The sequence below is a fragment of the Kitasatospora sp. NPDC051853 genome, from assembly GCF_044452665.1.
Classification (GTDB): Bacteria; Actinomycetota; Actinomycetes; order Streptomycetales; family Streptomycetaceae; genus Kitasatospora.
In genome coordinates this window covers 323,098-347,392 of the sequence record NZ_JBITBY010000004.1, presented here as the reverse complement: position 1 = coordinate 347,392, position 24,295 = coordinate 323,098, and the positions used below count along the sequence as shown (strand labels likewise).

Genomic DNA, 24,295 nt, shown 5'->3' with positions numbered 1-24,295 from the left:
GGACGGGGAGAGGACGGGAACGGTGCGGCTGAAGGTGCTGGGACTGATCGGGGCGACCGTCGCGGCCGGGCTGGCCGTGACGGTCGCCGTGCCCGGCGGGGTGGGCGACGCGCTGCGCGACGCGCTCTACACCGTCGCCTGGTACCTGGCCCTGCTGCTGGCCGCGCCCCGCACCCGGCCGGCCGTCGCCGCGGCCGTGGCCGCCGGGATCAGCTGGGCGGTGGAGCTGTTCCAGCTGACCGGGGTGCCGGCCGCCCACCCGGGCTGGCGGCTGCTGCTCGGCACCGGCTTCAACGCACCGGACCTGCTCTGGTACGCCCTCGGCGCGGCCGCCTGCGCGGCCGCGCACACCGCGGCGCTGCGCCGGGCTCAGGGCAGGACGGCCACCTTGCCCCGGACCTTGCCCTCCTCCAGGTAGCGGACGGCGTCCGGGACTTCCGCCAGGGGGAAGGTCCGGTCGAGCACCACCCGCAGCCGCCCGGTGGTCAGCAGCTCGCGCAGGTGCAGCAGGTCGTCCTGCCGGGTGCTCGCCATCAGGCCGCGCAGCCGCCGACGGACGAAGGGGTCGGTCAGCGTCGCCCTCAACTGCCGTGCCACGCCGCCGAACCAGCGTCCGCCGCCCTCGCCGCCGGCCAGCACCAGGGTGCCGCGCGGGGTGAGCACCCGGCGCAGCCGGGCCAGGGGGTGGTCGCCGGCCAGGTCGAGGATCAGGTCGTAGTACCCGGCCGGGCCCTCGGTGCAGTCCTGGCGGGTGTGGTCGAGCACGGTGTCGGCGCCGAGCCCGCGCACCAGCTCGGCCTTGGCCGGTCCGCAGACGGCGGTGACCTCCGCCCCGGCCAGCTTGGCGAGTTGGACGGCGTAGCTGCCGACGCCGCCGGAGGCGCCGATCACCAGCACCCGCTGGCCGGCCGCGATCCGCCCGACGTCGCGCAGGCCCTGGAGCGCGGTGACGGCGGAGATCGCGACGACCGCCGCCTCCGCCGGGGCCAGCTCCGGCGGGCGCAGCACCAGCCGGTCGGCGCGGGCCCGGGCGTACTCGGCGAAGGTCCCGATGCCCTCGCCGAAGACCTCGTCGCCGACCCGCAGCGCGTGCACGCCGGGCCCGACCTCGACCACCACCCCGGCGCAGTCCAGGCCGAGCACGGCCCGGCGCGGCCGCCGCAGGCCGATGAACGGCCGTACCAGGTACGGGAGTCCGGTCATCAGGTGCCAGACGCCGCGGTCCACCCCGGCCGCCGCCACCTTGACCAGGACCTCGCCGGAGCGGGGCACGGGCCGCTCCAGCTCCCGGAGTTCGAAGACCTCGGCCGGGCCGTACCGGTGCCGCACGATCGCTCTCACAGTGCTTCCTCCTGGTCGGACGGGTACTGGAACACGTCGGTCAGCGGGGTGCCGAAGACCCCCGCGATCTGGAAGGCGAGCTCCAACGAGGGCGAGTAGCGGCCCTGTTCGATGGCGATCACGGTCTGCCGGGTGACGCCGATCCGGCGGGCCAGCTCGGCCTGGGTCATCTCGCCGTGGGCGAAGCGCAGGCTGCGGATGGCGTTCACCACCCGGGTGGGCTTCACCACTGGGGCAGCCCCTGGCGGTAGGCACCGATCTTCGCCATCGCGCCCAGCACCGCGGAGAGCACGAAGGCCAGGTACACCACGTTGGCGATCCAGAACGGCGCCGCCTCGGCCAGGGCCAGCAGCAGTGCCGCCAGCGCGCCGATCACCACGAAGGACTGCCCGACGTGCTCACCGAAGCGGTTGATCTGCCGGTCCCTCAGGTCCTTGACCGCACCCTCCTCGGGGCGGACCAGCGCGGCCGCGGCGCTCAGCGCGACCGAGACCACCACCGCCGCCCCGATGCTCCACAACAGTGCTGCCGCATACGGCCGTTCGGCGATCGGCCGACCGCTCTCGGGCAGCAGCACCGCCAGCAGGTAGCCCGCGTACCCCAGTACGGCGACCACCCCCGCGATCCAGGCCCGCCGCTCCTCCAGTGCCATCCCCACCACCCCCGGTGTCAAGAAAAGCTGACACGATGGAAGGTAAAGCAGACCTGACACCACGTCAAGAATCTTTGACACAACCCGTGACCGGGCCGCGGTCCGGCCGGTTGTCCCTGGCATGCGTACCGTGACCCGGCTGATCACCGCCCTCGCCACCCTGCTCGCCATCGCCGCGCCCGCCTCGGCCGTCCCGTCCGCCGACGGCCACAGCATCCCGGTCGGCGCGATCAGCGACCTCGGCAGCGTGCTCACCCTCGCCGACGTGGGCTACGACTTCGCCACCCTCCTGGGACAGTAGGAAATACCCGGGGCTCCCGGAGAGCTGGCAGGTACAGGAGGTGCATGAGGCCATGCAGGAGTACCGGATCGAGCACGACTCGATGGGCGAGGTGCGGGTGCCCGCGTCCGCCAAGTGGCAGGCGCAGACCCAGCGTGCGGTGGAGAACTTCCCGGTGTCGGGGCAGCGGCTGGAGCGGGCGCACATCGCCGCGCTGGCCCGGATCAAGGCCGCCGCGGCCAAGGTCAACGGCGAGCTGGGGGTGCTGGAGCCCGAGACGGCGGCGGCCGTCGCCGCGGCGGCCGAGGAGGTGGCCGGGGGCAGGTGGGACGAGCACTTCCCGGTGGACGTCTTCCAGACCGGCTCGGGCACCTCGTCCAACATGAACACCAACGAGGTGATCGCCACCCTGGCCACCGAGCGCCTGGGCCGCCCGGTCCACCCCAACGACCACGTCAACGCCAGCCAGTCGTCCAACGACGTCTTCCCCTCCTCCATCCACATCGCCGCCACCGCCGCCGTCACCGGCGAGCTGATCCCGGCGCTGGAGCACCTGGCGGAGTCCCTGGAGCGCAAGGCGAAGTCCTTCGCCGAGGTGGTGAAGTCCGGCCGCACCCACCTGATGGACGCCACGCCCGTCACCCTCGGCCAGGAGTTCGGCGGCTACGCGGCCCAGGTCCGGTACGGGGTCGAGCGCCTGCGCGCCACCCTGCCCCGGGTGGCCGAACTCCCGCTCGGCGGCACCGCGGTGGGCACCGGCATCAACACCCCGCCGGGCTTCTCCGCCGCCGTGATCGCCGAGGTGGCCCGGGCCACCGGGCTGCCGCTGACCGAGGCCCGCGACCACTTCGAGGCCCAGGGCGCCCGGGACGGGCTGGTCGAGCTGAGCGGCCAGCTGCGCACCGTCGCGGTCGGCTTCACCAAGATCGCCAACGATCTGCGCTGGATGGGCTCCGGCCCGCGCACCGGCCTCGGCGAGCTCAACCTGCCCGACCTCCAGCCCGGTTCCTCGATCATGCCGGGCAAGGTGAACCCGGTGCTGCCCGAGGTGGTGCTGATGGTGGCCGCCCAGGTGATCGGCAACGACACCACGGTCACGGTGGCCGGCGCGAGCGGGAACTTCGAGCTGAACGTGATGCTCCCGGTGATCGCCCGGAACGTGCTGGAGTCGGTCCGCCTGCTCGCCAACAGCGCCCGCCTGCTGGCCGACCGGACGGTGGACGGCGTCACGGCCAACGCGGAGCGGGCCCGCGAGTACGCCGAGTCCTCCCCCTCCGTGGTCACCCCGCTCAACCGCTACATCGGCTACGAGGAGGCCGCCAAGGTCGCCAAGCAGGCGGTCGCCGAGCGCAAGACGATCCGTCAGGTGGTCCTGGAGCGCGGCTACCTGGAGACCGGGAAGCTCACCGAGGCCCAGCTCGACGAGGCCCTGGACGTCCTGCGGATGACCCACCCCTGAGCCCTTGGACGCAGCATCCGGGGCACGGCCGTGAGCGGCCGTGCCCCGGTGCAGATACGGCTCGTCAGCCTCCGCTCGCCATCCCCCTACGGCTCATCAGCCCCGCCGCCATGGAGACCGCCGCCATGCCCAGGCAGACCATCAGGCCGCCGGTGATGACGTTGGTCAGGACGGTGCGCCGGACGGCGTCGGTGCCGGCCGCCGCCCACGGGGCGATGACCGTCCAGGCACCGATCATGGTCGCGGCCCAGGCCCGGGCGTGGGTGCGCTCGTACCCGGAGCCGTAGCCCGCCATCAGCGCGGCGAACGCCAGCCCGAGGACCAGGTTGCTGACCGTCAGGCCGGAGAAGCCGGAGAACCCGACCACCCACGGGGAGATCGCGAGGAACAGACCCGCCGCCACGGCCAGGGCCTCGACGGCCTGGGCACGGGGTGTGGAGACGATCCGCTCGTAATGGTCACGAATCTCCAAGATGTCCGGATGGTGCTCCATGCTCATCGGAAGCTGGGTCGACACCAGGACCACCTCCTTAGCTCGCGACTTGACAGGCGCCTGCTCACTACCCATTCTGTGCCGGAATTAACAGTTTTGTCCGAAATTCATCCGAGGAACTCCGCGACCGCCCCGGCCTCGGCCGCCCAGAGCTCCTCCGGCAGCGGCTCGAAGGGCTCCACCACCGGCCGCCCGTCCTTCCCCCGCGCCCAGGTCCCCCGCACCCGCCCGTCCACCACCAGGGTCGGCCGCACCACCCCGCCGCCCGCGTTCACCCGCTTCGCGAAGCGCTGATCCAGCATCAGCGAGCGGTCCCGGTAGCCGAGCAGGTAGTTGTCGTACGCCCCGAGCAGCCGCACCACCGGCCCGCCCGGGCCCGGCGCCTCCCCCGTCGCGTGGAGCCCGTCCGCGACCTCCGGCAGCCCCGCGAAGGCCCGCTTCCCGAGCGCCTGCGGCAGGCCCGACCAGGCCGCGAAGTCCGCCACCGAGACCGGCCCGAAGGCCGCCACGTACCGCGCCGCCAGCCCGGCGGCCGCCTCCTCCGGATCGACCGCCTCCACCGTCAGCGGGACGTACCCCGGCTCGCGCGGGGCCACCTCGGCGCCCCGGCAGAGCAGGCCCCGCCCGGCCAGGTACGCCGTCAGGTGCGCGGGCGCCTGGCCGGTGGGCTCCACCCCGACGCCCCGCCCGTTCAGCCGGGCGACCAGCTCGGCCCGGCCCAGCGGCTCCGTCAGCACCTCCGGCAGGGCCCGCTCCGCCCGGGCCAGCACCTCCTCCGTGAGCCCCAGCTCCCGGCGGCGCCGGGCCCCGGCGGCGATGTTCCGCTCCCCGAACAGCGCCAGCAGGGACGGCAGTTGCTCCCTCGGCACCAGGTGCAGCGTCCCCCGCATCAGCCAGCTCGCCACCACCTCGCCGTCCGCGTACGCCCGCTCCACCGCCGCCGCCTCGGTCAGCCCCCGCGCCCGCAGCCCGAGCCGGGCGGCGGCCGCGTCCTGCGCCTGGATCCCCGGCGCGCGGCCGGCGACGGCGGCCACCGTCCCCCCGTCGCGGAACTGACTGTGCATCCGCCACCGCAGCAGCTCATCGTCACTGGTCACCCGCCCATTCTGCTGGTGGTTCGCCCCTGTACGATCGCCTGGCCCGCCGCTGGAACCGTGCGGCCGGGCCCGTACGTGCACAGACCCTCGGGGGACCGTTGAACATCCGTCGTTCGCTCGCCACCGCCGTCCTGGTGGCCACCGCCGCCGCACCGCTCGCCACCGCTGCCACCCCGGCGTTCGCCGAGACCGCCCCGGCGGGGCTGGAGAAGGTCGACGCGGCCGGCACCGAGCTGGACGGGCAGAACACCGCCACCATCAAGGCGCTGCTCGTCTGGCCGAACGACTACCTGATCGTCGCGCCGAGCCGCTACCTGCGCGAGCACGCCGCCGCGGCACTCGCCGGGACCCCGGAGGACCGGGCGAAGTTCGTCGCCGAGGACATGGAGCACATCCGCGCCTCCGACGCCCGCGTGGCGATCGTCCAGACCGTCAACGGTGCGGGCCCGGTGCTCTACGAGGCCGCCCGCGCCGCGTTCGATTCGGACGACATCGAGGTGTACCGCGCTTTCCTGAAGACCGGGCAGTACGTGGCGCGCGCGGAGGACGAGAACCGCGCCAAGCTGCAGAAGATCGTCGACGACCCGAACACCGGCCCCGGCGTGCGCGAGGGTGCCCAGAAGGCCCTCGCCGGTACCGGCGCCGACGTCGAGAAGGCCCTCAACGGGGGGCTGGCCGGGGCCGCCGAACACGACGACCGGGTCCGGCTCACCCAGATCATGTCCCTCGGCGGCCCGGCGGTGCAGGCTGCCGCGAACAAGGCGATGAGCGGCACCGTCGAGGACGTCCGTGAGTTCCTGAAGACCGGTCAGTACGTCGCCCGGGCCGAGGACGAGGGCCGCGCCGAGCTCCGCCGTCTCCTGGAGGACGCCTCGACCGGCCCGCGCGTCCGGGAGGGCGCGGCGAAGGCCCTCGCCGGGACCGCCGAGGACGTGGAGCGCTTCCTGGCGAAGGATCTGCCGGTCCTGCGCGACACCGATGACCTGGTGCTGGCCACCCGGATCGGCGATGCGGGCGGGCCTGAGGTCAAGAAGGCCGCCACCACCGCGCTCCACGGCACCATTGAGGACGTCCGGGCCTTCCTTAAGGAGGGTCAGTACGTGGCCCGCGCCAAGGACGAGGCCGACGCCAAGGCCGCCGCCGAGGCCGGGAAGACCACCACCGTGACCCCCGCCTCCGACACGACCCACCCGTCGACCACGACGCCCGCCACCACCCCGGTCGCCGTGACGGACGGCCGGCCCGTCGGCGGCGGCAGGCTCGCCTACACCGGCACCGACGCCCCGCTCGGGCAGCTCGGCGCCGTCGGCGCCGCGTCGGTCGCCCTCGGCGCGGGCGCGCTCATCGCCACCCGCCGCCGCAGCGCCCGGTCCTGACGGGCCCTCGGTACGGCCCGGTGCCGGGAGGGGTGTCCGCGCTGCGGACTATTCTTCCCGGCACCGCACACCGACCGTGAGGACCCATCAGCAGTGACCGGCCTGTCCGCCTTCCCGCTTCCCTTCCAGAGCACCCCTTCCTCGGCGTTCGCGACGCCCCGGACACTGCGGGAGCTGCAGATGATGCAGTGCAGTGCGCAGTTGCGCGCCAAGCCCGCGTGGTTCGACAAGAGGAACGACGCCGACATCGCCGCCCGGTGGACGCGGGAGGCGGTGGCGCAGGGCATGACCGAGGCTCAGGTGCGCTACGTCCTGGCCGAGTTGGAGCACTACGCCGCCCTGCGGGACGCGCGCACCGGCATCGAAGTCTCTGCGGTCGACGGCGTCTGGCAGTCGGACACCCTCGTCGACGAGCGGCTCAGGACCCGGCTGCGCGACGCGGTCCGGGTCCTGGAGGAGGTCCCCGAAGCGGAGCGCGACTGGCACCCCGGGTCCGGCGGCCAGGTGCTGGACCTCGTCCACCCCTCCCTGTTCTGTCTGGTGCGGGAGGTGAGCGGAGGTCCCGAGCAGGCGTGGCAGAACCCGGCGAAGCAGTACGCGAAGTACGAGTTCTCGGAGCGGTTCCAGTGGCTGCCCACGGACGTCGAGGTCGGCGAGGACGGAGCCGTCGCCTTCCGCTCGTACGTCAACAACGTCCACCCCGAGGAGCACCGCGCGCTGGAGTCCGTCCTGCCGGACCTCTTCGCGCGCCTGCTCCCGCTGTTCGAGAACGTGCTCACCGATCTGCGGCACCCGCGGCCGCTGCGGATCGAGGCCGACCCCTACGGCTGGTACGACTCCGAGCCGGAGTACCCGCACAGGTCGTCCTACCCCGACGACGACACCTACGCGAAGGCCCGCTCCGCCTGGAGCGAGGCGTACGACGAGTGGTCCGAGAACCGCCGCCCGGTCGTCCCGGACGCCCCGGAGTTCAACCCGCCCGCCCTGCCGGACGCCTCCGCCCGCGTCGACCTGCGGGGCCGCGGCCTCCAGGTCATCGTCAAGCTGGCCACCGTCCACCTGACCCCGGAGCAGCCCGAGTACGCCGGCGGCTCCTGGCACGTCGAGGGCATGCTGAACGAGCGGATCGTCTCGACCGGCATCTACTACTGGGACAGCGAGAACGTCACCGAGAGCCGGCTGGGCTTCCGCGCCGCCCTCGACGATCCGTACTACGAGCAGAACGACGACGCCGGGGTGCGCGAGGTCTACGGCCTCCAGGACGAGGACGCCCTGAACCAGCCGCTGGGCGCGGTCCCCACCCCGGAGGGCCGCTGCCTGGCCTTCCCGAACGTCCTCCAGCACCGCGTGGACGCCTTCCGCCTCGCGGACCCGACCCGCCCGGGCCACCGCAAGATCCTCGCGTTCTTCCTCGTCGACCCGTCGCAGCGGATCGTCTCGACCTCGGACGTACCGCCGCAGCAGCCCTGGTCCGCCACCACGACCATGACCCTGGAGCAGGCCGAGGCGTACCGCGAGGAGCTCATGAAGGAGCGGAAGTTCTTCGTGGACGAGCACAACGAGCAGCTCTACGAGCGCGAGTTCTCCCTCTGCGAGCACTGAGCCCCCCGACGGCGGGGCGGGGAACCGGGTCCCGGTTCCCCGCCCCGCCGTCGGCGTGATCCGCGTCTCACCACGGCGCGGCGGCGTTGCCTATGCAACTCGTTGCATAGCAGGATGCCGTCATGGCACTGGAGCACGCGATCCTCGTCTCTCTGCTGGAGCAGCCCGGCTCCGGGTACGAGCTGGCCCGCCGGTTCGACCGTTCGATCGGGCGGTTCTGGACCGCGACGCACCAGCAGATCTACCGGGTGCTGCGCCGGATGGAGGCCGACGGCTGGATCACCGCCCAGGAGGTGCCGCAGGACGGCCGGCCGGACAAGAAGGTCTACGCCGTCGCCGCCGACGGGCGGTCGGTCCTCGGGGACTGGCTGCGCGAGCCGGTGGAGGCGGAGACCGTCCGGCACGAACTGGCGGTGAAGATCCGGGCCGCCGCCTTCGACGACCCGGCGGCGCTGATCTCCGAGGTGGAGCGGCACCGCACCGCCCACGCCGCCCTGCTGGAGCGCTACCTGACCGGCGAGCAGCGCGACTTCCCGGGCGATCAGGCGGAGGAGAGCCCGCAGCAGCAGCTCCAGCACGTGGTGCTGCGCGGCGGGATCGAGTACGAGCGGATGACCCTCGCCTGGCTGGACGACGTCCTCGCCACCCTGCACCGACTGGCCGACTGACCCTCACCCCACAGGACTTCACATGCTGTTCAACCCGAGCACGTACGACCCGAAGCAGTTCGACGACACCACCCGCCGTCTGCTGCGCGCCACCGTGGACTGGTTCGAGTCGCGCGGCAAGAAGGCGCTGATCGACACCTACATCGACCGCGCCTGGTACGGGGACTTCCTGGAGTTCGCCGCCAAGGAGGGCCTGTTCGCGGAGTTCCTGACGCCGAGCAGCGCGGACGCCGACAAGCGCTGGGACACCGCCCGGATCGCCGAGCTGAACGAGATCCTGGGCTTCTACGGCCTGGGCTACTGGTACACCTGGCAGGTCACCATCCTGGGCCTGGGGCCGGTCTGGCAGAGCGAGAACGAGGCCGTCCGGGCCCGCGCCGCCAAGCTGCTGACGGAGGGTCACGTGATGGCCTTCGGGCTGTCCGAGCGCAGCCACGGCGCGGACATCTACTCCACCGACATGATCCTCACCCCGGACGGCGAGGGCGGCTTCTCCGCCACCGGTCCGAAGTACTACATCGGCAACGGCAACGTGGCCGGCCTGGTCTCGGTCTTCGGTCGCCGCTCGGACGTCGAGGGCCCGGAGGGCTACGTCTTCTTCGCCGTCGACAGCCGCTACCCCTCCTACCACCTCGTCAAGAACGTGGTGAACGCGCAGATGTACGTCTCCGAGTTCCGCCTGGAGGACTACCCCGTCCGGGCCGAGGACGTGCTGCACACCGGCAAGGCCGCCTTCGACGCCGCGCTGAACACCGTGAACGTCGGCAAGTTCAACCTCTGCACCGCCTCGGTCGGCATCTGCGAGCACGCGATGTACGAGGCCGTCACGCACGCCCACAACCGGGTGCTCTACGGCCGCAAGGTCACCGACTTCCCGCACGTGCGCCGGGAGTTGGCCGACGCGTTCCTGCGCCTCAACGCGATGAAGCTGTTCAGCGCCCGCGCGGTGGACTACTTCCGTACCGCCTCGCCGGAGGACCGCCGCTACCTGCTCTTCAACCCGATGACCAAGATGAAGGTCACCACCGAGGGCGAGAAGGTCATCGACCTGATGTGGGACGTCATCGCGGCCAAGGGCTTCGAGGCGGACACCTACTTCGACAAGGCCGCCAAGGACATCCGCGGCCTGCCGAAGCTGGAGGGCACGGTCCACGTCAACCTGGCGCTGATCCTCAAGTTCATGGCCAACTACCTGTTCGCGCCCACCGACTACGCCCCGGTGCCGAGCCGGCTGGACGCGGCCGACGACGAGTTCCTGTTCCGTCAGGGCCCGGCCCGCGGCCTGGGCGCGATCCGCTTCCACGACTGGCGGACCGCCTACGACGCGCACGCCCACCTGCCGAACGTGGCCCGCTTCCGCGAGCAGGCGGACGGCCTGTGCGCGCTGCTGCTGCAGCACGCGCCGACCGCCGAGCAGGCGCAGGACCTGGACTTCCTGCTGGAGATCGGCCAGCTCTTCGCCCTGGTGGTCTACGGTCACCTGGTGCTGGAGCAGGCCGAGTTGACCGGCACCGAGGCGGACGTGCTGGACGGGATCTTCGACTTCCTGGTCCGGGACTTCTCCGCGCACGCCACCGAGCTGCACGGCAAGACCTCCACCAGCGAGGAGCAGGCCGCCTGGGCGCTCACCCAGGTGCGCCGCCCGGTGGCGGACGCCGAGCGGGACGCCAAGGTCTGGGCCCGGGTCGAGGCGCTCTCCGGCGCGTACGAGATGCAGCCGTAGCAACGGCTCCAACAACGGGTGCGGGCCCCGGCTTTCACGCCCCGGGGCCCGCACCTCTCACCTGTCTGTCACTGCTTCGGGAGCAGTTCAGGAGCACGCTCCTGACGCGTCGCTCAGAAGCTCAGCTTCCAGCTGTTGATGTAGCCGGTGTCCTGCGCGGCCACGTCCTGGACCTTGAGCTTCCACACGCCGTTGGCGACCTCGCTGGAGGCGTTCACGGTGTACTCGGCGATCACGTTGTCGGCCGAGTCGCTGGTGCTGGAGCTCTTCAGCCGGTAGGCGGTGCCGTCCGGGGCGACCAGGTCGAGCACCAGGTCACCGCGGTAGGTGTGCCGGATGTCCACGCCGACCTTGAGGGTGGCCGGGGCGTTGCCCGGCACGTTGGCGACGGTGACCGAGGAGGTCACGGCGGCACCGTTGTCCGGGATCTGCACGTCGGCGGTGTTCTCGAAGACCGGGCCGGGGGGCGGCGTGGTGGCGGTGCCCAGGGTCCAGATCGCGTAGGCGATGGCGTCGCTGTTGCGGTCCAGCGCGGTGTCGTTGATGTTCGCGGTGGTGTCGCAGGAGGAGTGGTAGCAGCGGTCGAAGGCCTGGCCCGCCGTGCCGCCCCACTTGGCCGCCTGGGCGGAGGTCTTGGTGTAGTCGGCGCCGCTGAACAGGCCGCCGACCTTGATGCCGACGTTCTTGAACGGGGCGTGGTCGGAGCGGCCGTCGCCCTCGGTCTCGATCTCGGTCTGCACGCCGAGCCCGGAGAAGTAGGTCTTGAAGACGCCCTCCAGGGTGGGGTCGTCGTCGTAGACGAAGTAGCCCGGGTTGGGCGAGCCGATCATGTCGAAGTTCAGGTAGCCGTCGATCTTCGAACGCTCGGTGGTGGGCAGGTTGTTGACGTAGTACTTGGAGCCGATCAGGCCCAGCTCCTCCGCGCCCCACCAGCCGAAGCGCAGGTGCTTGGTGGGCTGCAGCCCGGCCCGGGAGACCGCCAGCGCGGTCTCCAGCACGCCGGCCGAGCCGGAGCCGTTGTCGTTGATGCCCGGGCCCGAGGTGACCGAGTCCAGGTGCGAGCCGGCCATCAGGACGTGGTTGGGGTCCCCGCCCGGCCAGTCCGCGATCAGGTTGTAGCCGGTCGCGCCGCTGCTGGTGAAGGTCTGCAGCGTGGTGGTGTAGCCCGCCGCGTCCAGCTTGGCCTTCACGTAGTCGATCGAGGCCTTGTAGCCCGCCCGGCCGTGGGCACGGTTGCCGCCGTTGGCGGTGGCGATGGACTGGAGCTGGGTCAGGTGCGCCTTCACGTTGGCCACCGGGATGTCCGGCGCGGCGGCCAGGGCGGCCGGAGCCGCCGGGGCCTGGGCCGGGGCGGCCTGGGCGAGCGTGGCGGGCACCAGGAGGCCGGCGGCCAGGGTGACGGCGGCGGCGGTCGCCAGGGCGGAGCGGTGCGGGCGGGATCGCCGCGGGGCACGCTGCTCGGCATGCTGAGACAAGGGGAGCTCCAGATTCTGGTGGGGCAGAACGGAACGTACGGGGCCCACCGGGACGGGTGTCCGGCCGACGGGAATGCGATGACGTGCCCATGATGATTGGGTGAAGGGCAAGAGCGCGTCAAGGGGTTCAACCGCCCCTCCCGGCAGGCTTCCTGACGGTGCAAGGGCCGTCCGCCCACGGAGCAGCCCGAGATGACACGGCCCGGCAACACGGGTGACACGGGACGGACCGGGACCGCTGCCTCATGCGACCGGGACCACCGGTGCGCCAGTCTGGTCGTACACCGACCGACGCGGAGGCCACCCGTGCCCGAGACCACCCCTCCCCCGACCACCGACCTGACGAAGTTCCTGGACCCGCTGCGCATCCCCGAGGTGCTCCGCCCGGGCCCCGACGCGGAACTGACCGTCCGCCAGGTCCCGGCCGAGGTGCGGCTGCACTCCGAGCTGCCGCCCACCCCGCTCTGGACCTACGAGGGCACCTTCCCCGGCCCGACCATCGAGGTCCGGCGCGGCGAGCGGCTCCGGGTGGACTGGCAGAACCGGGTCACCACCCCGTACCCGGCCCAGGTCGGCCACGTCCCGGACATCACCATGCCCCCGGCCGAGAACGAGCCGGGCATCGACCCGGCACTGCTCAACCCCGACGGCCCGAAGCTGCCGCCCTGGCTGGTGGTCCACCTGCACGGCGCCGTCACCGACGGCGGCCACGACGGCTGGACCGACAACGCGGTGCACACCGGCCGCTCCCAGCTCTCGGAGTACCCGAACGACCAGGCCTCGATGACGCTCTGGTACCACGACCACGCGATGGGCGTGACCAGGCTGAACGTGCTGGCCGGCCTGGCCGGGATGTACCTGGTGCGGGACGAGGAGGAGGAGCGGCTGAACCTCCCCTGCGGCGAGTTCGAGGTCCCGCTGGTGCTCTGCGACCGCAACTTCGCCACCGCCCCGGACGGCTCGCTGACCGGGCAGCTGCTGCACAAGACCGTCGGCCCGCTGCCCTACTGCGGGCGCTGGACCCTGGTCAACGGCGTGGTCTGGCCGCACCACGAGGTGCGGCCGCGCTGGTACCGCTTCCGGGTGCTGAACGCGGCCAACTCCCGCCCCTACCGGCTGCACCTGGTGGACCTGGACAACCAGCGGGTGCCGGGCGTGGTCTGGCAGATCGGCAGCGACGCGGGCCTGTTCGGCACCCCCGTCCCGGTCGGCGGCACCGGCCTCAGCCTGGCCCCGGCCGAACGGGCCGACCTGCTGGTCGACTTCACCGCCCTGGCCGGCCGCACCCTGCGGCTGGTCAACTCCGCCCCGGCCCCCGCCGAGGGGGCGGGGATCGGCGAGGACGACCCGGTCGGCGTGCCCGACCCGGCGAACCGGCTGCCGGACCCGGAGGTGATGGAGTTCCGGGTCGCCGAACCGGACGGCTGCGAGGAGCCGTTCGCGCTGCCCGCGGTGCTCTCGCCGAGCTTCCGGCGGCTCAGCCACGACGACATCCCGCACGACCACGGGCACCGGATGCTGATGATCCACCAGACCCCGCAGAACATGTTCGAGTTCTGGGAGATGGCGGAGGTGCCCGCCGCCGAGGTGCCGCCGCCCGGCACCGTCGAGGACGGCCTGGTCCAGCTGCGGCAGGAGGGGCAGCCCGAGCGGACCTACCGGCGGATCTCCCGGGAGTTCAACGACCGGCTGAACTGGCGGATCATGGAGGACGCCTGGGAGCAGTGGACCATCGTCAACCTGGCACCGCTGGCCCTGCACCCGGTGCACATCCACCTGATCCAGTTCCAGATCCTCACCCGGGCCGCCTGCGACACCACCACCATGGACCGGGTGGCCGGCGGCACCCCGGTCGGCAAGCCGGTCACCTGGGGCACGCCCTCGGTGATCGCGGCCGCCGAACAGGGCTGGAAGGACACCGTCACCGTCGCCCCCGGCGAACTCGTCCGGGTGGCTGGGCAGTTCACCGGCGCCACCGGCAAGTTCATGTACCACTGCCACATCCTCGACCACGAGGACGACGGCATGATGCGGCCGTTCACCGTCTCCCCGATGGCCGTGATGGCCCTCGACCCGAGCATGGGCCCGATGGACGGCCACCACCACTGACCCGCACCACCCAATTCACTGGCATCCGCCCCCGGGGCTCTGCTCAGCTGGTCCGGCCCATCGCCGACCGGCCCGGACGGAGCCCCCCTTGACGATCCCTCAGGACCTGGTGGTCCCGGTCCCCGACGGCGAGCTGTTCAGCACCACGGCCGGCCGGGGGCCGGACCTGGTGCTGCTCAACGCCGGCTCGGTGGACCTGCGGATGTGGGAGGACGACCTCCCCGCACTCACCCCGCACCGCCGGGTGACCAGGTACGACGACCGCTCCGTCGGCCGCCGCTCCGCCCGGGCCACCGTGCCCTGGTCCTTCACCGCCGACCTGCTGGCCGTCCTCGACGCCCACGGGATCGAGCGGGCCACCCTGGCCGGCTCCTCCGACGGCGGCCGCAAGGCACTGGACTTCGCCGTCGCCCACCCCGAGCGGGTCGAGCGCCTGGTGCTGGTCGGCACCGCGCTGCACCTGCCCGACCCCACCCCGGCCGAACGGGCCGACCTGGACGCGCTGCTGGCCGCCCTGGTGCCGCGTACCGAGGCGGTGGAGCGGGGCGACCGGGAGGCCGCCGCCCTGGCCGACCTCGACGTCTGGGCACCGCGGGCCACCCCCGCCCGGCGGCTGCGGCTGGCCCGGCTCTACGCCGACTCCCCCGACTTCCTGCTCGGCACCCCCGCCGAACCGCTGGAGCCGGCCCGCCCCGGCATCGCCCACCTGGCGGCGGTCACCGCCCCGACCCTGGTCGCGGTCGGCGAGCACGACCTCCCGTACACCCACCGCTGCGCCGCCCGGATCGCCGCGGGCGTCCCCGGCGCGGAGCTGGTCACGGTGGCGGGGGCCGACCACTTCCTCAACCTCTCCCGGCCCGACCGCTTCGCGGAGCTGGTGCTGCGCGCGCCCTGAGCGCATGTCGGGGCCCGGCCGGGGATCGCCCCGGCCGGGCCGCGTGGTACGGATCTCAGTGGGTCTCGGGGCCCTGCTCAGCGCCCTTCCGGTTCCTCGTCCGGCTTGGGCTCGTCGTCCGGCTTGGGCTCCCCTTCGGGCTTGGGCTTGTGCGGGCGGCGCGGGATGCCCGGCCGGCACGTGATCCGCAGCGGCTCGTACGTGCCGGGTGCGGGGCGCGGTCCGGGTATCGGCCGGGCTTTCACGATGGTCATGGGATCGCCTCCGGTGTAGCGGCCCGCCGGGGAGCGGGTTCCGTTCCACTCTCCGTCCGGACCAGTCCCGGCCGCATGAGCTCCTGGTCCCCGCCCGGTCCCGACCACTCAGCCGTGGGCGCGCGGGAAGACCGCGCGGACCCGGGCCCCGCCGGAGTCGTTCACGGCGGTGAAGGTGCCGCCCAGTTCCTCGGCCCGCTCGGCCATCGACCGCAGGCCGACCCCGGCGATCGAGTGGTGGGCCGGGAAGCCCGCGCCGTCGTCCGCCGCCTCGACGGTGACCTCCTCCGGCCCGACCCGCAGGCTGAGCCGGACGGAGGTGGCCCCGGAGTGGCGCACCACGTTGTTCAGCGCCTCGCCGCTGATCCGGTAGACCGCCACCTCCACCGCGGCCGGCAGCGGCGGCAGCGGGTCCGGGTCCAGGTCCAGGGTGACCCGCAGCGAGCGGTGGCCCAGCCCGTCGGCCAGCCCGCGCAGCGCCCCGGACAGGCCCTCGCCGTCCAGTGCGGCGGGGGCCAACCCGTCGGTGATCCGGCGCAGTTCGGTGATGGCGCAGCCGATCCCGGTCGAGGCCGCGGTGAGCGACCCGGCCGCGGCGGAGCCGGGCGGCAGGCCGGTCTGCGCCGCGTCCACCTGCAGCCGCAGCCCGGAGAGCGCGGGGCCGAGCCCGTCGTGCAGGTCGTGCCGCAGCCGCCGCCGCTCCTCCTCCCGGGCCAGCACGATCCGCTTGCGGCTGTCCTGGAGGTCCTCGTACAGGCCGATCGCGGCGATGGCCGGCGAGGCCTGGTCGGCCAGCAGCCGGAGCACCTCGCGGTCCTGGCGGTCCAGTTCGCGCTGGCCCGAGCGCGGAGAGACCGTCAACTGCCCGATCACCGCGCCCTCGTAGCTCAGCGGGAAGCTCTCGGCGGCCGGGCCGGGCTCCCCCAGCCGGGCCAGCTCCCGGGCCCCGGCCCTGGTCTCCACCTGGAGCAGGGCCCCGGGCAGGCCGAGCGCCTCCACCACCGTCCGGCAGAGCAGCGGCGGGGCCTCGGCGGGGCTGACGGTGTGGCTCATCCGCTCGGCCAGTCCGCGCGCCAACTGGTAGGGCTGGGCCCGCTCCCCGTAGTAGTAGCGGTCGACCAGCCGGGTCATCGAGTGGGCCGCCGGCTGCAGCAGCGCACCGAGCGCGCCGACGCTGAGCAGCAGCGCCCAGCGGGCCCCGGCCGAGCCGCCGGGCAGCAGGAGCTGGGCCAGCACGGCGGCGGCCGAGACCAGCACGAAGAGCAGCGTGCCGAAGGCGTACCCGACCAGGTAGCGGCGGGTGGCCCGGTCCAGGGCGAGCGAGTGGTCCCGCCGGAAGGCGGCGGCCGGCACCAGGGCCCAGGCCACCACCCCGGCCAGGAAGGTCACGTACGGGAGCCACTCGGTGTCGAAGCCGACGTAGTACGGGACGGTGACCAGCACGTTCCAGAGCAGGTAGGCGCCGACCAGCTCGCGCTGGAAGGGGTACGGCCCGGGCGAGCGGTACCAGCGGACGCCCGCGACGAGCAGCGTCAGGCAGGTGGCGGCCAGCAGCACGTGGTACGAGACCGACAGGCTGAACCACGAGTCGAGCCAGGCGTAGAAGGGGCTCTCGGCGTAGGGGTTGGTCCGGCCGTAGATCGGGTTGTGCAGGCAGACGTTGACCATCCCGAGCGGCAGGGCCAGCAGCAGCACGCCGGGCAGCGCCCACCTCGCCCCGGCGGGCAGGCGCATGCCCGGCAGCCAGAGCGGCAGCGCGATCAGCAGCGCCATGAAGCAGACCTGCGAGGCGAAGGCCACCGAGGTCGACGCCCAGACCGCGCCCGGACCGGCCCCGGTCAGCCCGGCCACCAGCTCGGCGGCCGTCCCGACCGGGATCAGCAGGCCCGAGAGCAGCAGCAGGACGCCGAGGCCGACGGCGTTGCGGTTGAGCACCAGCACCACGCCGCAGAGCGCGAGGGTGAGCCCGAAGGCCACCCAGCCGCCGTCGTAGAAGTACTCCTGCTCGAACCCGCGACCGGGGTTGGCGATCGCCAGGGCCGCCCAGAGCAGGGCCGCCAGAAGGGCGAGCCCGGACACCGCGAGGGCCCGGGCGGTGCTGGTGCTCTGAGGTTGGCTCATCGGCTGTGCTCCTCACCCGTGGCCCCTTGGGGTTGCCCATGCTCCCCCGGCCGGTGTCCCGGACGCACGGGCCGCTGGTCCCGACCTGGCCCCGCAGGGGCGCGGGGAACTGCGCGAGTACGGAAGGCGGACCACTGCTGGATCGGGGCATGTGAGCCAGTTGCACGTGGTGCCGTTCCCCGGCGCGCAGTTCCCCGCGCCCCTGCGGGGCGCTCCGTACCGGCCGGTCTCAGTCGTCTCCGAGCCCCATGTCGCGGGCCCGGGCCACCGCCTCGGCCCGGGTGGCCACGTGGAGCTTCTCGAAGATGTGGGTGACGTGGTTGCGAACGGTCTTCTCGGCCACCACCAGCTCGCGGGCGATCCGGCGGTTGTCCAGGCCCTTGGCGACCAGGTTGAGCACCTCGGCCTCGCGGGCGGTCAGGGTCGGGAAGAGCTGCCCGGCCTCGCGCAGCTTGGTGCCGGCCAGCAGGGCGGTGATCCGGGCGGCGATGTCGGAGCCGAAGACCGCCCCGCCGGCCGCGACGGTGCGCACCGCGTGCAGCACCTCGTCGCGCCCGGCGCCCTTGACCAGGTAGCCGCGGGCCCCGGCCTGGAGGGCGGCCAGCAGGCTGCCGTCGTCGTCGGCCATGGTCAGCATCAGCACGGGCGCGGTCGGGGTCTGCGCGGCCAGCAGCCGGGCCGCCTCCAGGCCGGAGCCGTCCGGCAGCGAGAGGTCGAGCACCACCACGTCGGGCAGGCAGTCGGCGACCGCCCCGGGGACGGCGGCCACCGTCTCGGCCTCGCCCACCACCTCGATGCCCTCGGCGCTCTGCAGCGCGGCCTTCAGCCCCTCCCGGAAGAGGGGGTGGTCATCGACGATCAGTACACGCACGGCACCGGCATCTCTCTGCTGCTCATCCACCCGGCCGACACTACCAGTGGTGAATGTATGACTTAGCGTGACATGCGGGCGGGCGGGCCGGGGTTGACGGCGCGTCAGGCCATCACCAGCACCGGCTTGACCACCTCGCCGGCCTCCGCGGCGGCCGCCGCGCGCTCGATCTCGGCGAACGGGTAGGTCCGCACCAGCCGGTCCAGCGGCAGCCGGCCGGTGCGGTGCAGCTCCACCAGCGCGGGCAGGAATCGCCCGGGCAGGCTCGCGCCCTGGTTGACGCCGACGATCCGCGGCGTGCGGTCCAGCAGGCCCGGCACGTCCAGCGCGAGCTCGCTGCCCCGGGGCGGGGCGCCGACCACGGCGCAGGTGCCGCCGACCGCCAGTGCCCCGACGGCCTGGCCGAGCGCGGCCAGCCGGCCGCTGGTCTCCAGGGTGTACTCCGCGCCCCGGCCGCCGGTCACCCGCCGGACGGCCTCGACCGGGTCCTCGGCCGTGGCGTCCACCACCGCCGTGGCGCCCAGCTCGCGGGCCAGCTCCAGCCGGTCCGGCCGGACGTCGACCGCGACCAGCCCGGTGAGCGGGGTGAGGCGGGCCGCCAGCACGGCGGCCAGGCCGACCGCGCCGGCGCCGAACACCACCAGGGTCGAACCGACCTCCGGGCGCAGCACGTTGAAGACCGCGCCGGCCCCGGTCTGCACCCCGCAGCCGAACGGCGCCAGCAGTCGGGGCGGGATGCCGGCGGGCACCGGGATCGCGTTCCGCTCCGTCACCAGCGCGTGGGTCGCGAAGGAGGACTGGCCGAAGAAGTGCCCGTGCAGCGGCGAGCCGTCGGCCGCCCGCAGGGTGGGGCTGCCGTCCGCCCGGGCGCCGCCGAACAGGTTGAGCCGGGGCCAGTGCTCGCAGCGGATCGGCCGCGCGGTGCGGCAGTCGGGGCAGAGCCCGCAGGAGGCGAAGGTCAGCACCACCTGCTGGCCGGGCCGCAGCCCGGTCACCGCGCGGCCGGTCCGCCGCACGGTGCCGACCCCCTCGTGGCCGAGCACGGCCGGCAGCGGGCCGGGGGTGTGCCCGGCGCGGACGCTCAGGTCGGTGTGGCAGATCCCGGCGGCGGCGACCTCGACCAGCACCTCGTCCGGCCTCGGTTCCTCCAGCAGCACGGGTTCGAGCCGGAAGGGCTCCCCGGGGCCGCGGACCACCGCGGCGGTGGCGCTGATCATCGGTCAACTCCAGTCCGTGTCGGGGCGGTAGAGCCGGGCGGAGGTCCGCCGCTCGTACGGCAGGCCGGGCGGCAGGTCGATCAGTTCGAGCTGGAGGCCCCAGGGGGCGCGGAAGTAGACCCAGCGGTCGCCGTCGATCGGGCCGCCGTCGGCCACCGTCTCCGGCTCGCCGAGCACCTCGACGCCGTTGGCGCGCAGGTACTCGGCGGCGGCGTCCACGTCGGCCACCGCGATGGCCAGGTGGTGGCCGCCCCAGTCGCTGTTGCGCGGGAGCTCGCGGCGCTGGCCCGGTGCCTCGTACTGGAAGAGTTCGAGGTTGCCCACCGGGCCTAGGCGCAGCATCGCGATGTGGGCCACCGCCCGCGGGTGGACGCCGAGTTGACGCTCCATCCAGTCCCCGTCCGGGTCCTGGACGGGGCCGGTGCGGTAGACCAGCTCGGCGCCGAGCAGCCCGGTGAAGAAGGCCACGGCCTCCTCCAGGTCGGGGACGGTGTACGCGACGTGGTGGACGGCGCGGGCACCGGGGATGCCGGTCACGGCCGGACGGCCTTGCGCAGCCGCGGGCGGCGCCGGGGCCGCCGGGCCGCGCCCAGCGTCAGGCAGAGCAGCTCGGCGCCGAGCGGGCCGGCCCGCAGGACCAGTTCCTGGCCGGCCGGGACCAGCAGGAGGTCGCCGGTGTCGGCCAGGTGGTGGGCCTCGCCGGGGTGCTGGTCGGCCAGCACCGGGCCGCGCAGGACGAACCAGGCGGACTCGGTCTCCCGGCGGCCGGGCCGCAGGTGGGTGGCGCCGGGGCTGAGCCGCAGGTGCTCGAAGGACTCGCAGTCGGCCCGGACCAGGTCGCGGCGGGCCAGGCAGGAGACCCGGACGCGTTCGCTGCCGGGGCCGACCACGGTCATCGCGGAGGCGGAGGCGGTGGTGACGATCATCGGGGGTCATCTCCCGGGAGAGCGGGGACGGCGAGGACGGCGTGGAAGTACTCCAGGCCCGAACCGCCGGCGGTGAGGGTGAGTTCGCCGCCCAGCGGCAGCGTGACGGCGGTGCCCTCGGCGAGCGGCACCTCGGTCTCCCCGGTGGCCGCCTCGCCGTCGCCGGCGGTGACGTAGACGGTGTGCTCGACCCCGTCCGAGGTCAGGTGGACGCCCTCGCCCGGGTCGAGCCAGGAGAGCCCGACGCCGCGCAGCGGTCCGGTGAGCACCCGGCCGGGGTCGACGGCGCGGCCCCGGTGGAGGGCGGTGATCGCGGTGCTGGTCATGTCCGATGCTCCTTGCTCGTTCTCTCTGCTTCGACGGTGTCCCGCCCGCTGTCCCGGGCGGCAGGGCGCGGTGTCCCGTTCCGGCCCTGCCGTGGCCCCGGGATGCGGCCGCCATCAGCCCCCGCGGACCAGCAGGTCGGGCTTGCGGGAGGGGAGCCGGCCGCTCACGGCGGCCGGGGTGACGGTCAGGCAGAGCAGCTCGGCGCCGAGCGGGCCGCCGTGCAGGTGGACCCGGCCGCCCTCGGGGGCCAGCAGCAGGTCGCCCTCGGTCAGGGTGCGCAGCGGCTGCTCGGGGCAGTCCAGCAGCGCGACCGGGCCGCGCAGCACGTACCAGGCCGCCTCGGTGCCGTCCCGGCCGGTGAGGTCGTAGCAGGCGCCGGGGCTGAGCCGGACGTGGTCGACGGCCTCGGTCTCGCTGTGCAGCATGCCCCGGCGGGCCAGGCAGCGGGTGCGGACCCGCTGGGTGCCGGGGCCCAGGTGCACGGCGGCGTGCGCCGTGTCGCTGACGATCATTCGGATGCGCCTCCGGTGGCGGGCGGTGTCACGAGGAGCACCGCGTGGACGTACTCCAGCCCGTCGTTCCCGGCGGTGAAGGCCGCCGAGCTGCCGAGCGGGAGGGTGACGGAGCGTCCGGGCTCCATCGGGACCCGGACGTCCCCGGCGGCGGCCCGGCCGCGGCCGGCCGTCACGAAGACGGTGTGCTCGACGCCGTCGGCCGCCAGCGATGCCCGGGCGCCCGGCGCGAGCCGGACCACCTCCAGGCGGACCAGCGGCCCGGTGAGCACCACGCCGGGGTCGATCGGGCCGACCCGGCGCAGGTTGGTGACCACCGCGTGCCGCATGATCGGCGTGCGGGGGCGGGGCAGGTGGGCGGGGTGTCGGTCGGGGTCGGGTGCGGGCATTTCGATCACCAGCCAGTCCAGCGCTTCGGCCCCGGTGTTGCGCAGGCCGTGCGTGGTGCCGAGCCCGGTGAGGATGACGTCACCGGCCCCGACGGGGTGGGGGTGGCCGTCGAGCGTGACTTCGCCGCGGCCGGTGAGGAGGACGTAGACCTCCTCGGTCCTGGTGTGCAGGTGCTCCCCGCTGACCCCGCCCGGCGGCAGGCTGGCCCACTCGACGGCCTCCCAGCCGCCGTGCAGGCCGGGCCGGCGGGCCAGGCAGGTCCAGTGGGTGAGCCCGTGGGTGCCGTGCACACCGTGCACGTCGGCCGGCCCCCGGGTGTCGGCCACGATCACCGCGCTGCGCATGCCAGCTCCTCCAGCTCGGCGGCGGCCGCGGCGATCTCGGCGGCCGTGATGTCGTCGGCGAAGCAGCCGGCGCCGATGCCGACCGGGAGCGGGAAGCGCTGCCGCCCGTCCCGGTGCCGGACGGTGTCGGCCAGCGCGTCGGCCAGCGTCCCCTCGTCCAACAGCGGGTGCCAGAGCGGCAGTCGGAGCTTGCGCATCACGTCCAGCACCCGGTCCCGTTCGGCCGCCTCGACCAGTCCCCTCCGCTGGGCGAGCACCGTGGTGAGTGCCATGTCGAGGCAGACCGCCTCGCCGTGCAGCAGCTCGGGCAGCGCGCGCATCTCGACGGTGGGGCTGAACGAGTGCCCGTAGTCCATCGAGCGCTCCAGGCGGTGCTCCCAGAGGTTGGGCTGGAGCTCCTGGAGCATCCCGTGCACCGCCCGCACCAGCACCTCGCCGCCGGGGGTCGGGCCCTGGAAGCGCTGCTCGATCAGCTGCTCGCCGGTGCGGTCCAGCAGCTCGAAGAGCCGCTTGTCCTTGATCAGCGCGACCTTGAGGACCTCGGCCAGGCCGTTGCTCAGGTGGCGTCCGTCCAGGGTCTCCAGGAAGGCCGGGTCGAGCAGGGTGACCGCGGCCGGGTGGTAGGTGCCGAGCCGGTTCTTGTGGGGGCCGAAGTTGACCCCGGTCTTGGCGCCGACGCCCGCGTCCACCAGGCCGATCAGGGTGGTGGGCACCCGGACGAAGGGGGTGGAGCGCCGGTACAGGCTGCAGGCCAGGCCGACCACGTCCATCAGCACGCCGCCGCCCATCGCGATCACCGGCTCGTGCCGCCGGGAGACCCCGAAGCGGTCCATCCGCTCCGCGACCAGGAAGACCGAGTCCATGGTCTTCACCTGCTCGTGGGCCGGCAGCACGCAGAGCTCGACCTCCAGGCCCCGGGCCTCGAAGTAGCCCCGGATCCGGTGCCCGTAGAGCCGGTGCACGGTCTCCTCCACCACCACCAGGCGCCGCCCGGCGGGCGCCCCGGCGTGGGCCAGCGCGGGGTTGGCCGGGCCGAGGATCTGCGGGGTGAAGGCCACCTGGTAGGTGACGGGGAGCGCGGTGCTGACCGTCCAGGCGCTGATCGGCTCGCCGGTGGTGAACAGGCCGTGCGCGGGGGTGTTGGTCTTGGCGGCCACGGGTGGGCCTCCCTCGTTCGGTGCTTCGTTTCGGATCTCCAAGCTCCCCGGCCCGCCGTCCCGGACGCACGGGCGCTGCGCCACTTTCCGGTCCCGGTACGCGGCCCCCGTTGTCCCGGCGCGCGGTCCCCCGTTGTCCCGGCCGGTGCCCCGGGACCCGGACGTACGGTGGGGGGAGGAGGCAGGGCCGTGCACTTCACCGACCGCAGGGACGCCGGGCGCCGGCTGGCCGCCGCGCTGGGGCCGCGCCCGGGCGCGGTGGTGGCCGGGCTGCCGCGCGGCGGGGTGCCGGTGGCCGCCGAGGTGGCCGCCGCGCTGGGGGCGCCGCTGGACGTCTGCGTGGTGCGCAAGCTCGGGGTGCCCTGGCAGCCGGAGCTGGCCATGGGCGCGGTGGGCGAGGACGGCGCCCTGGTGCTGGACCGGGAGGTGCTCCGCTCCACCCGGGTGACGGAGGCTCAACTCGCCGCCGTGGAAAGGGCCGAGCGCGCCGAGCTGGCCCGCCGGGCCGCCCGCTACCGGGGCGGCCGCCCGCCGCTGCCGCTCACCGGGCGCACCGTGGTCGTGGTGGACGACGGCCTGGCCACCGGCTCCACCGCCCGGGCCGCCTGCCGGACGCTCCGTCAGCGCGGCGCCGCCGCCCTGGTGTTGGCCGTCCCGGTGGCCCCGGCCGGCTGGCGGGCCGGGATGGCCGGGGAGGCGGACGAGCTGGTCTGCCCGTACGAGCCGGAGCGCTTCTTCGCCGTGGGCGCGTTCTACGCGGACTTCGGCCAGACCCCGGACCGGGAGGTGCTGGAGATCCTGGCCAGGGGAGCCTGACCGGCCGCGACTGGGCAATCTGTCCAGCCGGACCGGCCGACCCCTGCCCACCTTGTACACACTGTGCAGCCCGTGGGCGACCTGTTGCCCAACCGACCGGACGGGAGCAAGCTCAGCGCACCGCATGCCTCGACGTGGAGGAACCACCCATGACCACCAACGCCGTTGAACTGACCCCCGAGGAGCTGGA

Annotated in this window: 25 protein-coding genes and 1 pseudogene; 10 read left to right on the top strand and 16 right to left on the bottom strand. The window is 73.8% G+C overall.

Annotation, left to right across the window (positions count from 1 at the left end; translation table 11 throughout):
- Window positions 1-22 precede the first annotated feature (22 nt).
- Window positions 23-418, top strand: coding sequence for a DUF2809 domain-containing protein (locus ACIA8O_RS13810; RefSeq protein WP_396293906.1), 396 nt, complete (start codon window positions 23-25; stop codon window positions 416-418).
- On the opposite strand, the gene ACIA8O_RS13805 is transcribed toward ACIA8O_RS13810, so the two are convergent.
- From ACIA8O_RS13805 to ACIA8O_RS13795, 3 genes are read right to left on the bottom strand one after another with little or no spacing between them, the layout of a single operon-like run.
- Window positions 370-1,341: an NAD(P)-dependent alcohol dehydrogenase gene (locus ACIA8O_RS13805; protein WP_396293905.1), complete on the bottom strand. Its 972-nt coding sequence runs from the start codon at window positions 1,339-1,341 to the stop codon at window positions 370-372. The two genes, ACIA8O_RS13810 and ACIA8O_RS13805, sit on opposite strands and share 49 nt — an antisense overlap.
- Window positions 1,338-1,568, bottom strand: coding sequence for a helix-turn-helix transcriptional regulator (locus tag ACIA8O_RS13800; protein WP_396294257.1), 231 nt, complete (start codon window positions 1,566-1,568; stop codon window positions 1,338-1,340). The genes ACIA8O_RS13805 and ACIA8O_RS13800 overlap by 4 nt, the downstream gene beginning before the upstream one ends.
- Window positions 1,565-1,993 (bottom strand): hypothetical protein, encoded by a 429-nt coding sequence (locus ACIA8O_RS13795; protein WP_396293904.1) that lies wholly within the window; start codon window positions 1,991-1,993, stop codon window positions 1,565-1,567. The genes ACIA8O_RS13800 and ACIA8O_RS13795 overlap by 4 nt, the downstream gene beginning before the upstream one ends.
- Window positions 1,994-2,114: 121 nt before the next feature.
- Between ACIA8O_RS13795 and ACIA8O_RS13790 the strand changes: the two genes are divergently transcribed.
- Window positions 2,115-2,294, top strand: coding sequence for a hypothetical protein (locus ACIA8O_RS13790; protein WP_345279251.1), 180 nt, complete (start codon window positions 2,115-2,117; stop codon window positions 2,292-2,294).
- Window positions 2,295-2,346: 52 nt separating this feature from the next.
- Window positions 2,347-3,732, top strand: a complete 1,386-nt coding sequence (locus tag ACIA8O_RS13785) for a class II fumarate hydratase (RefSeq protein WP_396293903.1) — start codon at window positions 2,347-2,349, stop codon at window positions 3,730-3,732.
- Window positions 3,733-3,796: 64 nt separating this feature from the next.
- Here ACIA8O_RS13785 and ACIA8O_RS13780 read toward each other — a convergent pair whose 3' ends face one another.
- Window positions 3,797-4,249 carry an SPW repeat protein gene (locus ACIA8O_RS13780; protein ID WP_396293902.1) on the bottom strand — a complete coding sequence of 151 codons (453 nt, stop codon included), beginning with the start codon at window positions 4,247-4,249 and terminating at the stop codon, window positions 3,797-3,799.
- A gap of 83 nt (window positions 4,250-4,332) precedes the next feature.
- On the bottom strand, window positions 4,333-5,322 hold the full coding sequence (locus ACIA8O_RS13775; RefSeq protein ID WP_396293901.1) for a winged helix DNA-binding domain-containing protein: 990 nt from the start codon (window positions 5,320-5,322) through the stop codon (window positions 4,333-4,335).
- 98 nt (window positions 5,323-5,420) lie between these two features.
- Between ACIA8O_RS13775 and ACIA8O_RS13770 the strand changes: the two genes are divergently transcribed.
- The 4 genes from ACIA8O_RS13770 (at window position 5,421) to ACIA8O_RS13755 (ending at window position 10,691) form a co-directional block, all read left to right on the top strand.
- Window positions 5,421-6,698, top strand: coding sequence for an ALF repeat-containing protein (locus ACIA8O_RS13770; RefSeq protein WP_396293900.1), 1,278 nt, complete (start codon window positions 5,421-5,423; stop codon window positions 6,696-6,698).
- Window positions 6,699-6,791: 93 nt separating this feature from the next.
- Window positions 6,792-8,300, top strand: a complete 1,509-nt coding sequence (locus ACIA8O_RS13765; protein WP_396293899.1) for a DUF4246 domain-containing protein — start codon at window positions 6,792-6,794, stop codon at window positions 8,298-8,300.
- Between the two features lie 122 nt (window positions 8,301-8,422).
- Window positions 8,423-8,968: a PadR family transcriptional regulator gene (locus ACIA8O_RS13760; RefSeq protein WP_396293898.1), complete on the top strand. Its 546-nt coding sequence runs from the start codon at window positions 8,423-8,425 to the stop codon at window positions 8,966-8,968.
- 22 nt (window positions 8,969-8,990) lie between these two features.
- Window positions 8,991-10,691 (top strand): acyl-CoA dehydrogenase family protein, encoded by a 1,701-nt coding sequence (locus ACIA8O_RS13755; protein WP_396293897.1) that lies wholly within the window; start codon window positions 8,991-8,993, stop codon window positions 10,689-10,691.
- 113 nt (window positions 10,692-10,804) lie between these two features.
- Here the strand turns inward: ACIA8O_RS13755 and ACIA8O_RS13750 are convergent, their stop codons facing one another.
- A complete protein-coding gene (locus tag ACIA8O_RS13750; RefSeq protein ID WP_396294256.1) occupies window positions 10,805-12,109 on the bottom strand; it encodes a M28 family metallopeptidase in 1,305 nt (434 codons plus the stop codon).
- Window positions 12,110-12,472: 363 nt separating this feature from the next.
- On the opposite strand from ACIA8O_RS13750, the gene ACIA8O_RS13745 reads away from it, so the two are divergent.
- Window positions 12,473-14,275 carry a multicopper oxidase family protein gene (locus tag ACIA8O_RS13745; RefSeq protein WP_396293896.1) on the top strand — a complete coding sequence of 601 codons (1,803 nt, stop codon included), beginning with the start codon at window positions 12,473-12,475 and terminating at the stop codon, window positions 14,273-14,275.
- Between the two features lie 88 nt (window positions 14,276-14,363).
- Window positions 14,364-15,170 (top strand): alpha/beta fold hydrolase, encoded by an 807-nt coding sequence (locus tag ACIA8O_RS13740; protein ID WP_396293895.1) that lies wholly within the window; start codon window positions 14,364-14,366, stop codon window positions 15,168-15,170.
- A gap of 77 nt (window positions 15,171-15,247) precedes the next feature.
- On the opposite strand, the gene ACIA8O_RS13735 is transcribed toward ACIA8O_RS13740, so the two are convergent.
- From ACIA8O_RS13735 to ACIA8O_RS13690, 10 genes are all read right to left on the bottom strand, one after another.
- Window positions 15,248-15,424, bottom strand: coding sequence for a hypothetical protein (locus ACIA8O_RS13735; RefSeq protein WP_396293894.1), 177 nt, complete (start codon window positions 15,422-15,424; stop codon window positions 15,248-15,250).
- A gap of 108 nt (window positions 15,425-15,532) precedes the next feature.
- Window positions 15,533-17,545, bottom strand: a complete 2,013-nt coding sequence (locus tag ACIA8O_RS13730) for a GAF domain-containing sensor histidine kinase (RefSeq protein ID WP_396293893.1) — start codon at window positions 17,543-17,545, stop codon at window positions 15,533-15,535.
- A gap of 229 nt (window positions 17,546-17,774) precedes the next feature.
- The gene (locus ACIA8O_RS13725; protein WP_396293892.1) at window positions 17,775-18,416 is read right to left on the bottom strand and encodes a response regulator; all 642 of its coding nucleotides are present in this window, start codon (window positions 18,414-18,416) and stop codon (window positions 17,775-17,777) included.
- Between the two features lie 104 nt (window positions 18,417-18,520).
- Window positions 18,521-19,633: an NAD(P)-dependent alcohol dehydrogenase gene (locus tag ACIA8O_RS13720; protein WP_396293891.1), complete on the bottom strand. Its 1,113-nt coding sequence runs from the start codon at window positions 19,631-19,633 to the stop codon at window positions 18,521-18,523.
- 3 nt (window positions 19,634-19,636) lie between these two features.
- Entirely contained in the window at window positions 19,637-20,170 is a 534-nt protein-coding gene (locus ACIA8O_RS13715; RefSeq protein WP_396293890.1) for a VOC family protein, read from the bottom strand.
- Window positions 20,167-20,559, bottom strand: coding sequence for a hypothetical protein (locus tag ACIA8O_RS13710; RefSeq protein ID WP_396293889.1), 393 nt, complete (start codon window positions 20,557-20,559; stop codon window positions 20,167-20,169). The genes ACIA8O_RS13715 and ACIA8O_RS13710 overlap by 4 nt, the downstream gene beginning before the upstream one ends.
- Window positions 20,556-20,885, bottom strand: coding sequence for a hypothetical protein (locus tag ACIA8O_RS13705; RefSeq protein ID WP_396293888.1), 330 nt, complete (start codon window positions 20,883-20,885; stop codon window positions 20,556-20,558). The genes ACIA8O_RS13710 and ACIA8O_RS13705 overlap by 4 nt, the downstream gene beginning before the upstream one ends.
- Before the next feature lie 114 nt (window positions 20,886-20,999).
- Entirely contained in the window at window positions 21,000-21,398 is a 399-nt protein-coding gene (locus tag ACIA8O_RS13700) for a hypothetical protein (RefSeq protein WP_396293887.1), read from the bottom strand.
- Window positions 21,395-22,132 carry a cupin domain-containing protein gene (locus tag ACIA8O_RS13695; RefSeq protein WP_396293886.1) on the bottom strand — a complete coding sequence of 246 codons (738 nt, stop codon included), beginning with the start codon at window positions 22,130-22,132 and terminating at the stop codon, window positions 21,395-21,397. The genes ACIA8O_RS13700 and ACIA8O_RS13695 overlap by 4 nt, the downstream gene beginning before the upstream one ends.
- A complete protein-coding gene (locus tag ACIA8O_RS13690) occupies window positions 22,117-23,289 on the bottom strand; it encodes a sedoheptulose 7-phosphate cyclase (protein ID WP_396293885.1) in 1,173 nt (390 codons plus the stop codon). Before ACIA8O_RS13690 ends, ACIA8O_RS13695 begins: the two co-directional genes overlap by 16 nt.
- A gap of 189 nt (window positions 23,290-23,478) precedes the next feature.
- Between ACIA8O_RS13690 and ACIA8O_RS13685 the strand changes: the two are divergent.
- A pseudogene (locus tag ACIA8O_RS13685) lies at window positions 23,479-24,102 on the top strand (phosphoribosyltransferase); the annotation flags it as partial.
- Window positions 24,103-24,295: the final 193 nt, after the last annotated feature.

What these genes read in the sequence shown, in the direction of transcription:
- ACIA8O_RS13795 (WP_396293904.1), bottom strand. Translation starts at nt 1,993, where the DNA reads ATGGCACTGGAGGAGCGGCGGGCCTGGATCGCGGGGGTGGTCGCCGTA.
- ACIA8O_RS13790 (WP_345279251.1), top strand. Translation starts at nt 2,115, where the DNA reads ATGCGTACCGTGACCCGGCTGATCACCGCCCTCGCCACCCTGCTCGCC.
- ACIA8O_RS13785 (WP_396293903.1), top strand. Translation starts at nt 2,347, where the DNA reads ATGCAGGAGTACCGGATCGAGCACGACTCGATGGGCGAGGTGCGGGTG.
- ACIA8O_RS13760 (WP_396293898.1), top strand. Translation starts at nt 8,423, where the DNA reads ATGGCACTGGAGCACGCGATCCTCGTCTCTCTGCTGGAGCAGCCCGGC.
- ACIA8O_RS13755 (WP_396293897.1), top strand. Translation starts at nt 8,991, where the DNA reads ATGCTGTTCAACCCGAGCACGTACGACCCGAAGCAGTTCGACGACACC.
- ACIA8O_RS13735 (WP_396293894.1), bottom strand. Translation starts at nt 15,424, where the DNA reads ATGACCATCGTGAAAGCCCGGCCGATACCCGGACCGCGCCCCGCACCC.
- ACIA8O_RS13730 (WP_396293893.1), bottom strand. Translation starts at nt 17,545, where the DNA reads ATGAGCCAACCTCAGAGCACCAGCACCGCCCGGGCCCTCGCGGTGTCC.
- ACIA8O_RS13720 (WP_396293891.1), bottom strand. Translation starts at nt 19,633, where the DNA reads ATGATCAGCGCCACCGCCGCGGTGGTCCGCGGCCCCGGGGAGCCCTTC.
- ACIA8O_RS13710 (WP_396293889.1), bottom strand. Translation starts at nt 20,559, where the DNA reads ATGATCGTCACCACCGCCTCCGCCTCCGCGATGACCGTGGTCGGCCCC.
- ACIA8O_RS13705 (WP_396293888.1), bottom strand. Translation starts at nt 20,885, where the DNA reads ATGACCAGCACCGCGATCACCGCCCTCCACCGGGGCCGCGCCGTCGAC.
- ACIA8O_RS13700 (WP_396293887.1), bottom strand. Translation starts at nt 21,398, where the DNA reads ATGATCGTCAGCGACACGGCGCACGCCGCCGTGCACCTGGGCCCCGGC.
- ACIA8O_RS13695 (WP_396293886.1), bottom strand. Translation starts at nt 22,132, where the DNA reads ATGCGCAGCGCGGTGATCGTGGCCGACACCCGGGGGCCGGCCGACGTG.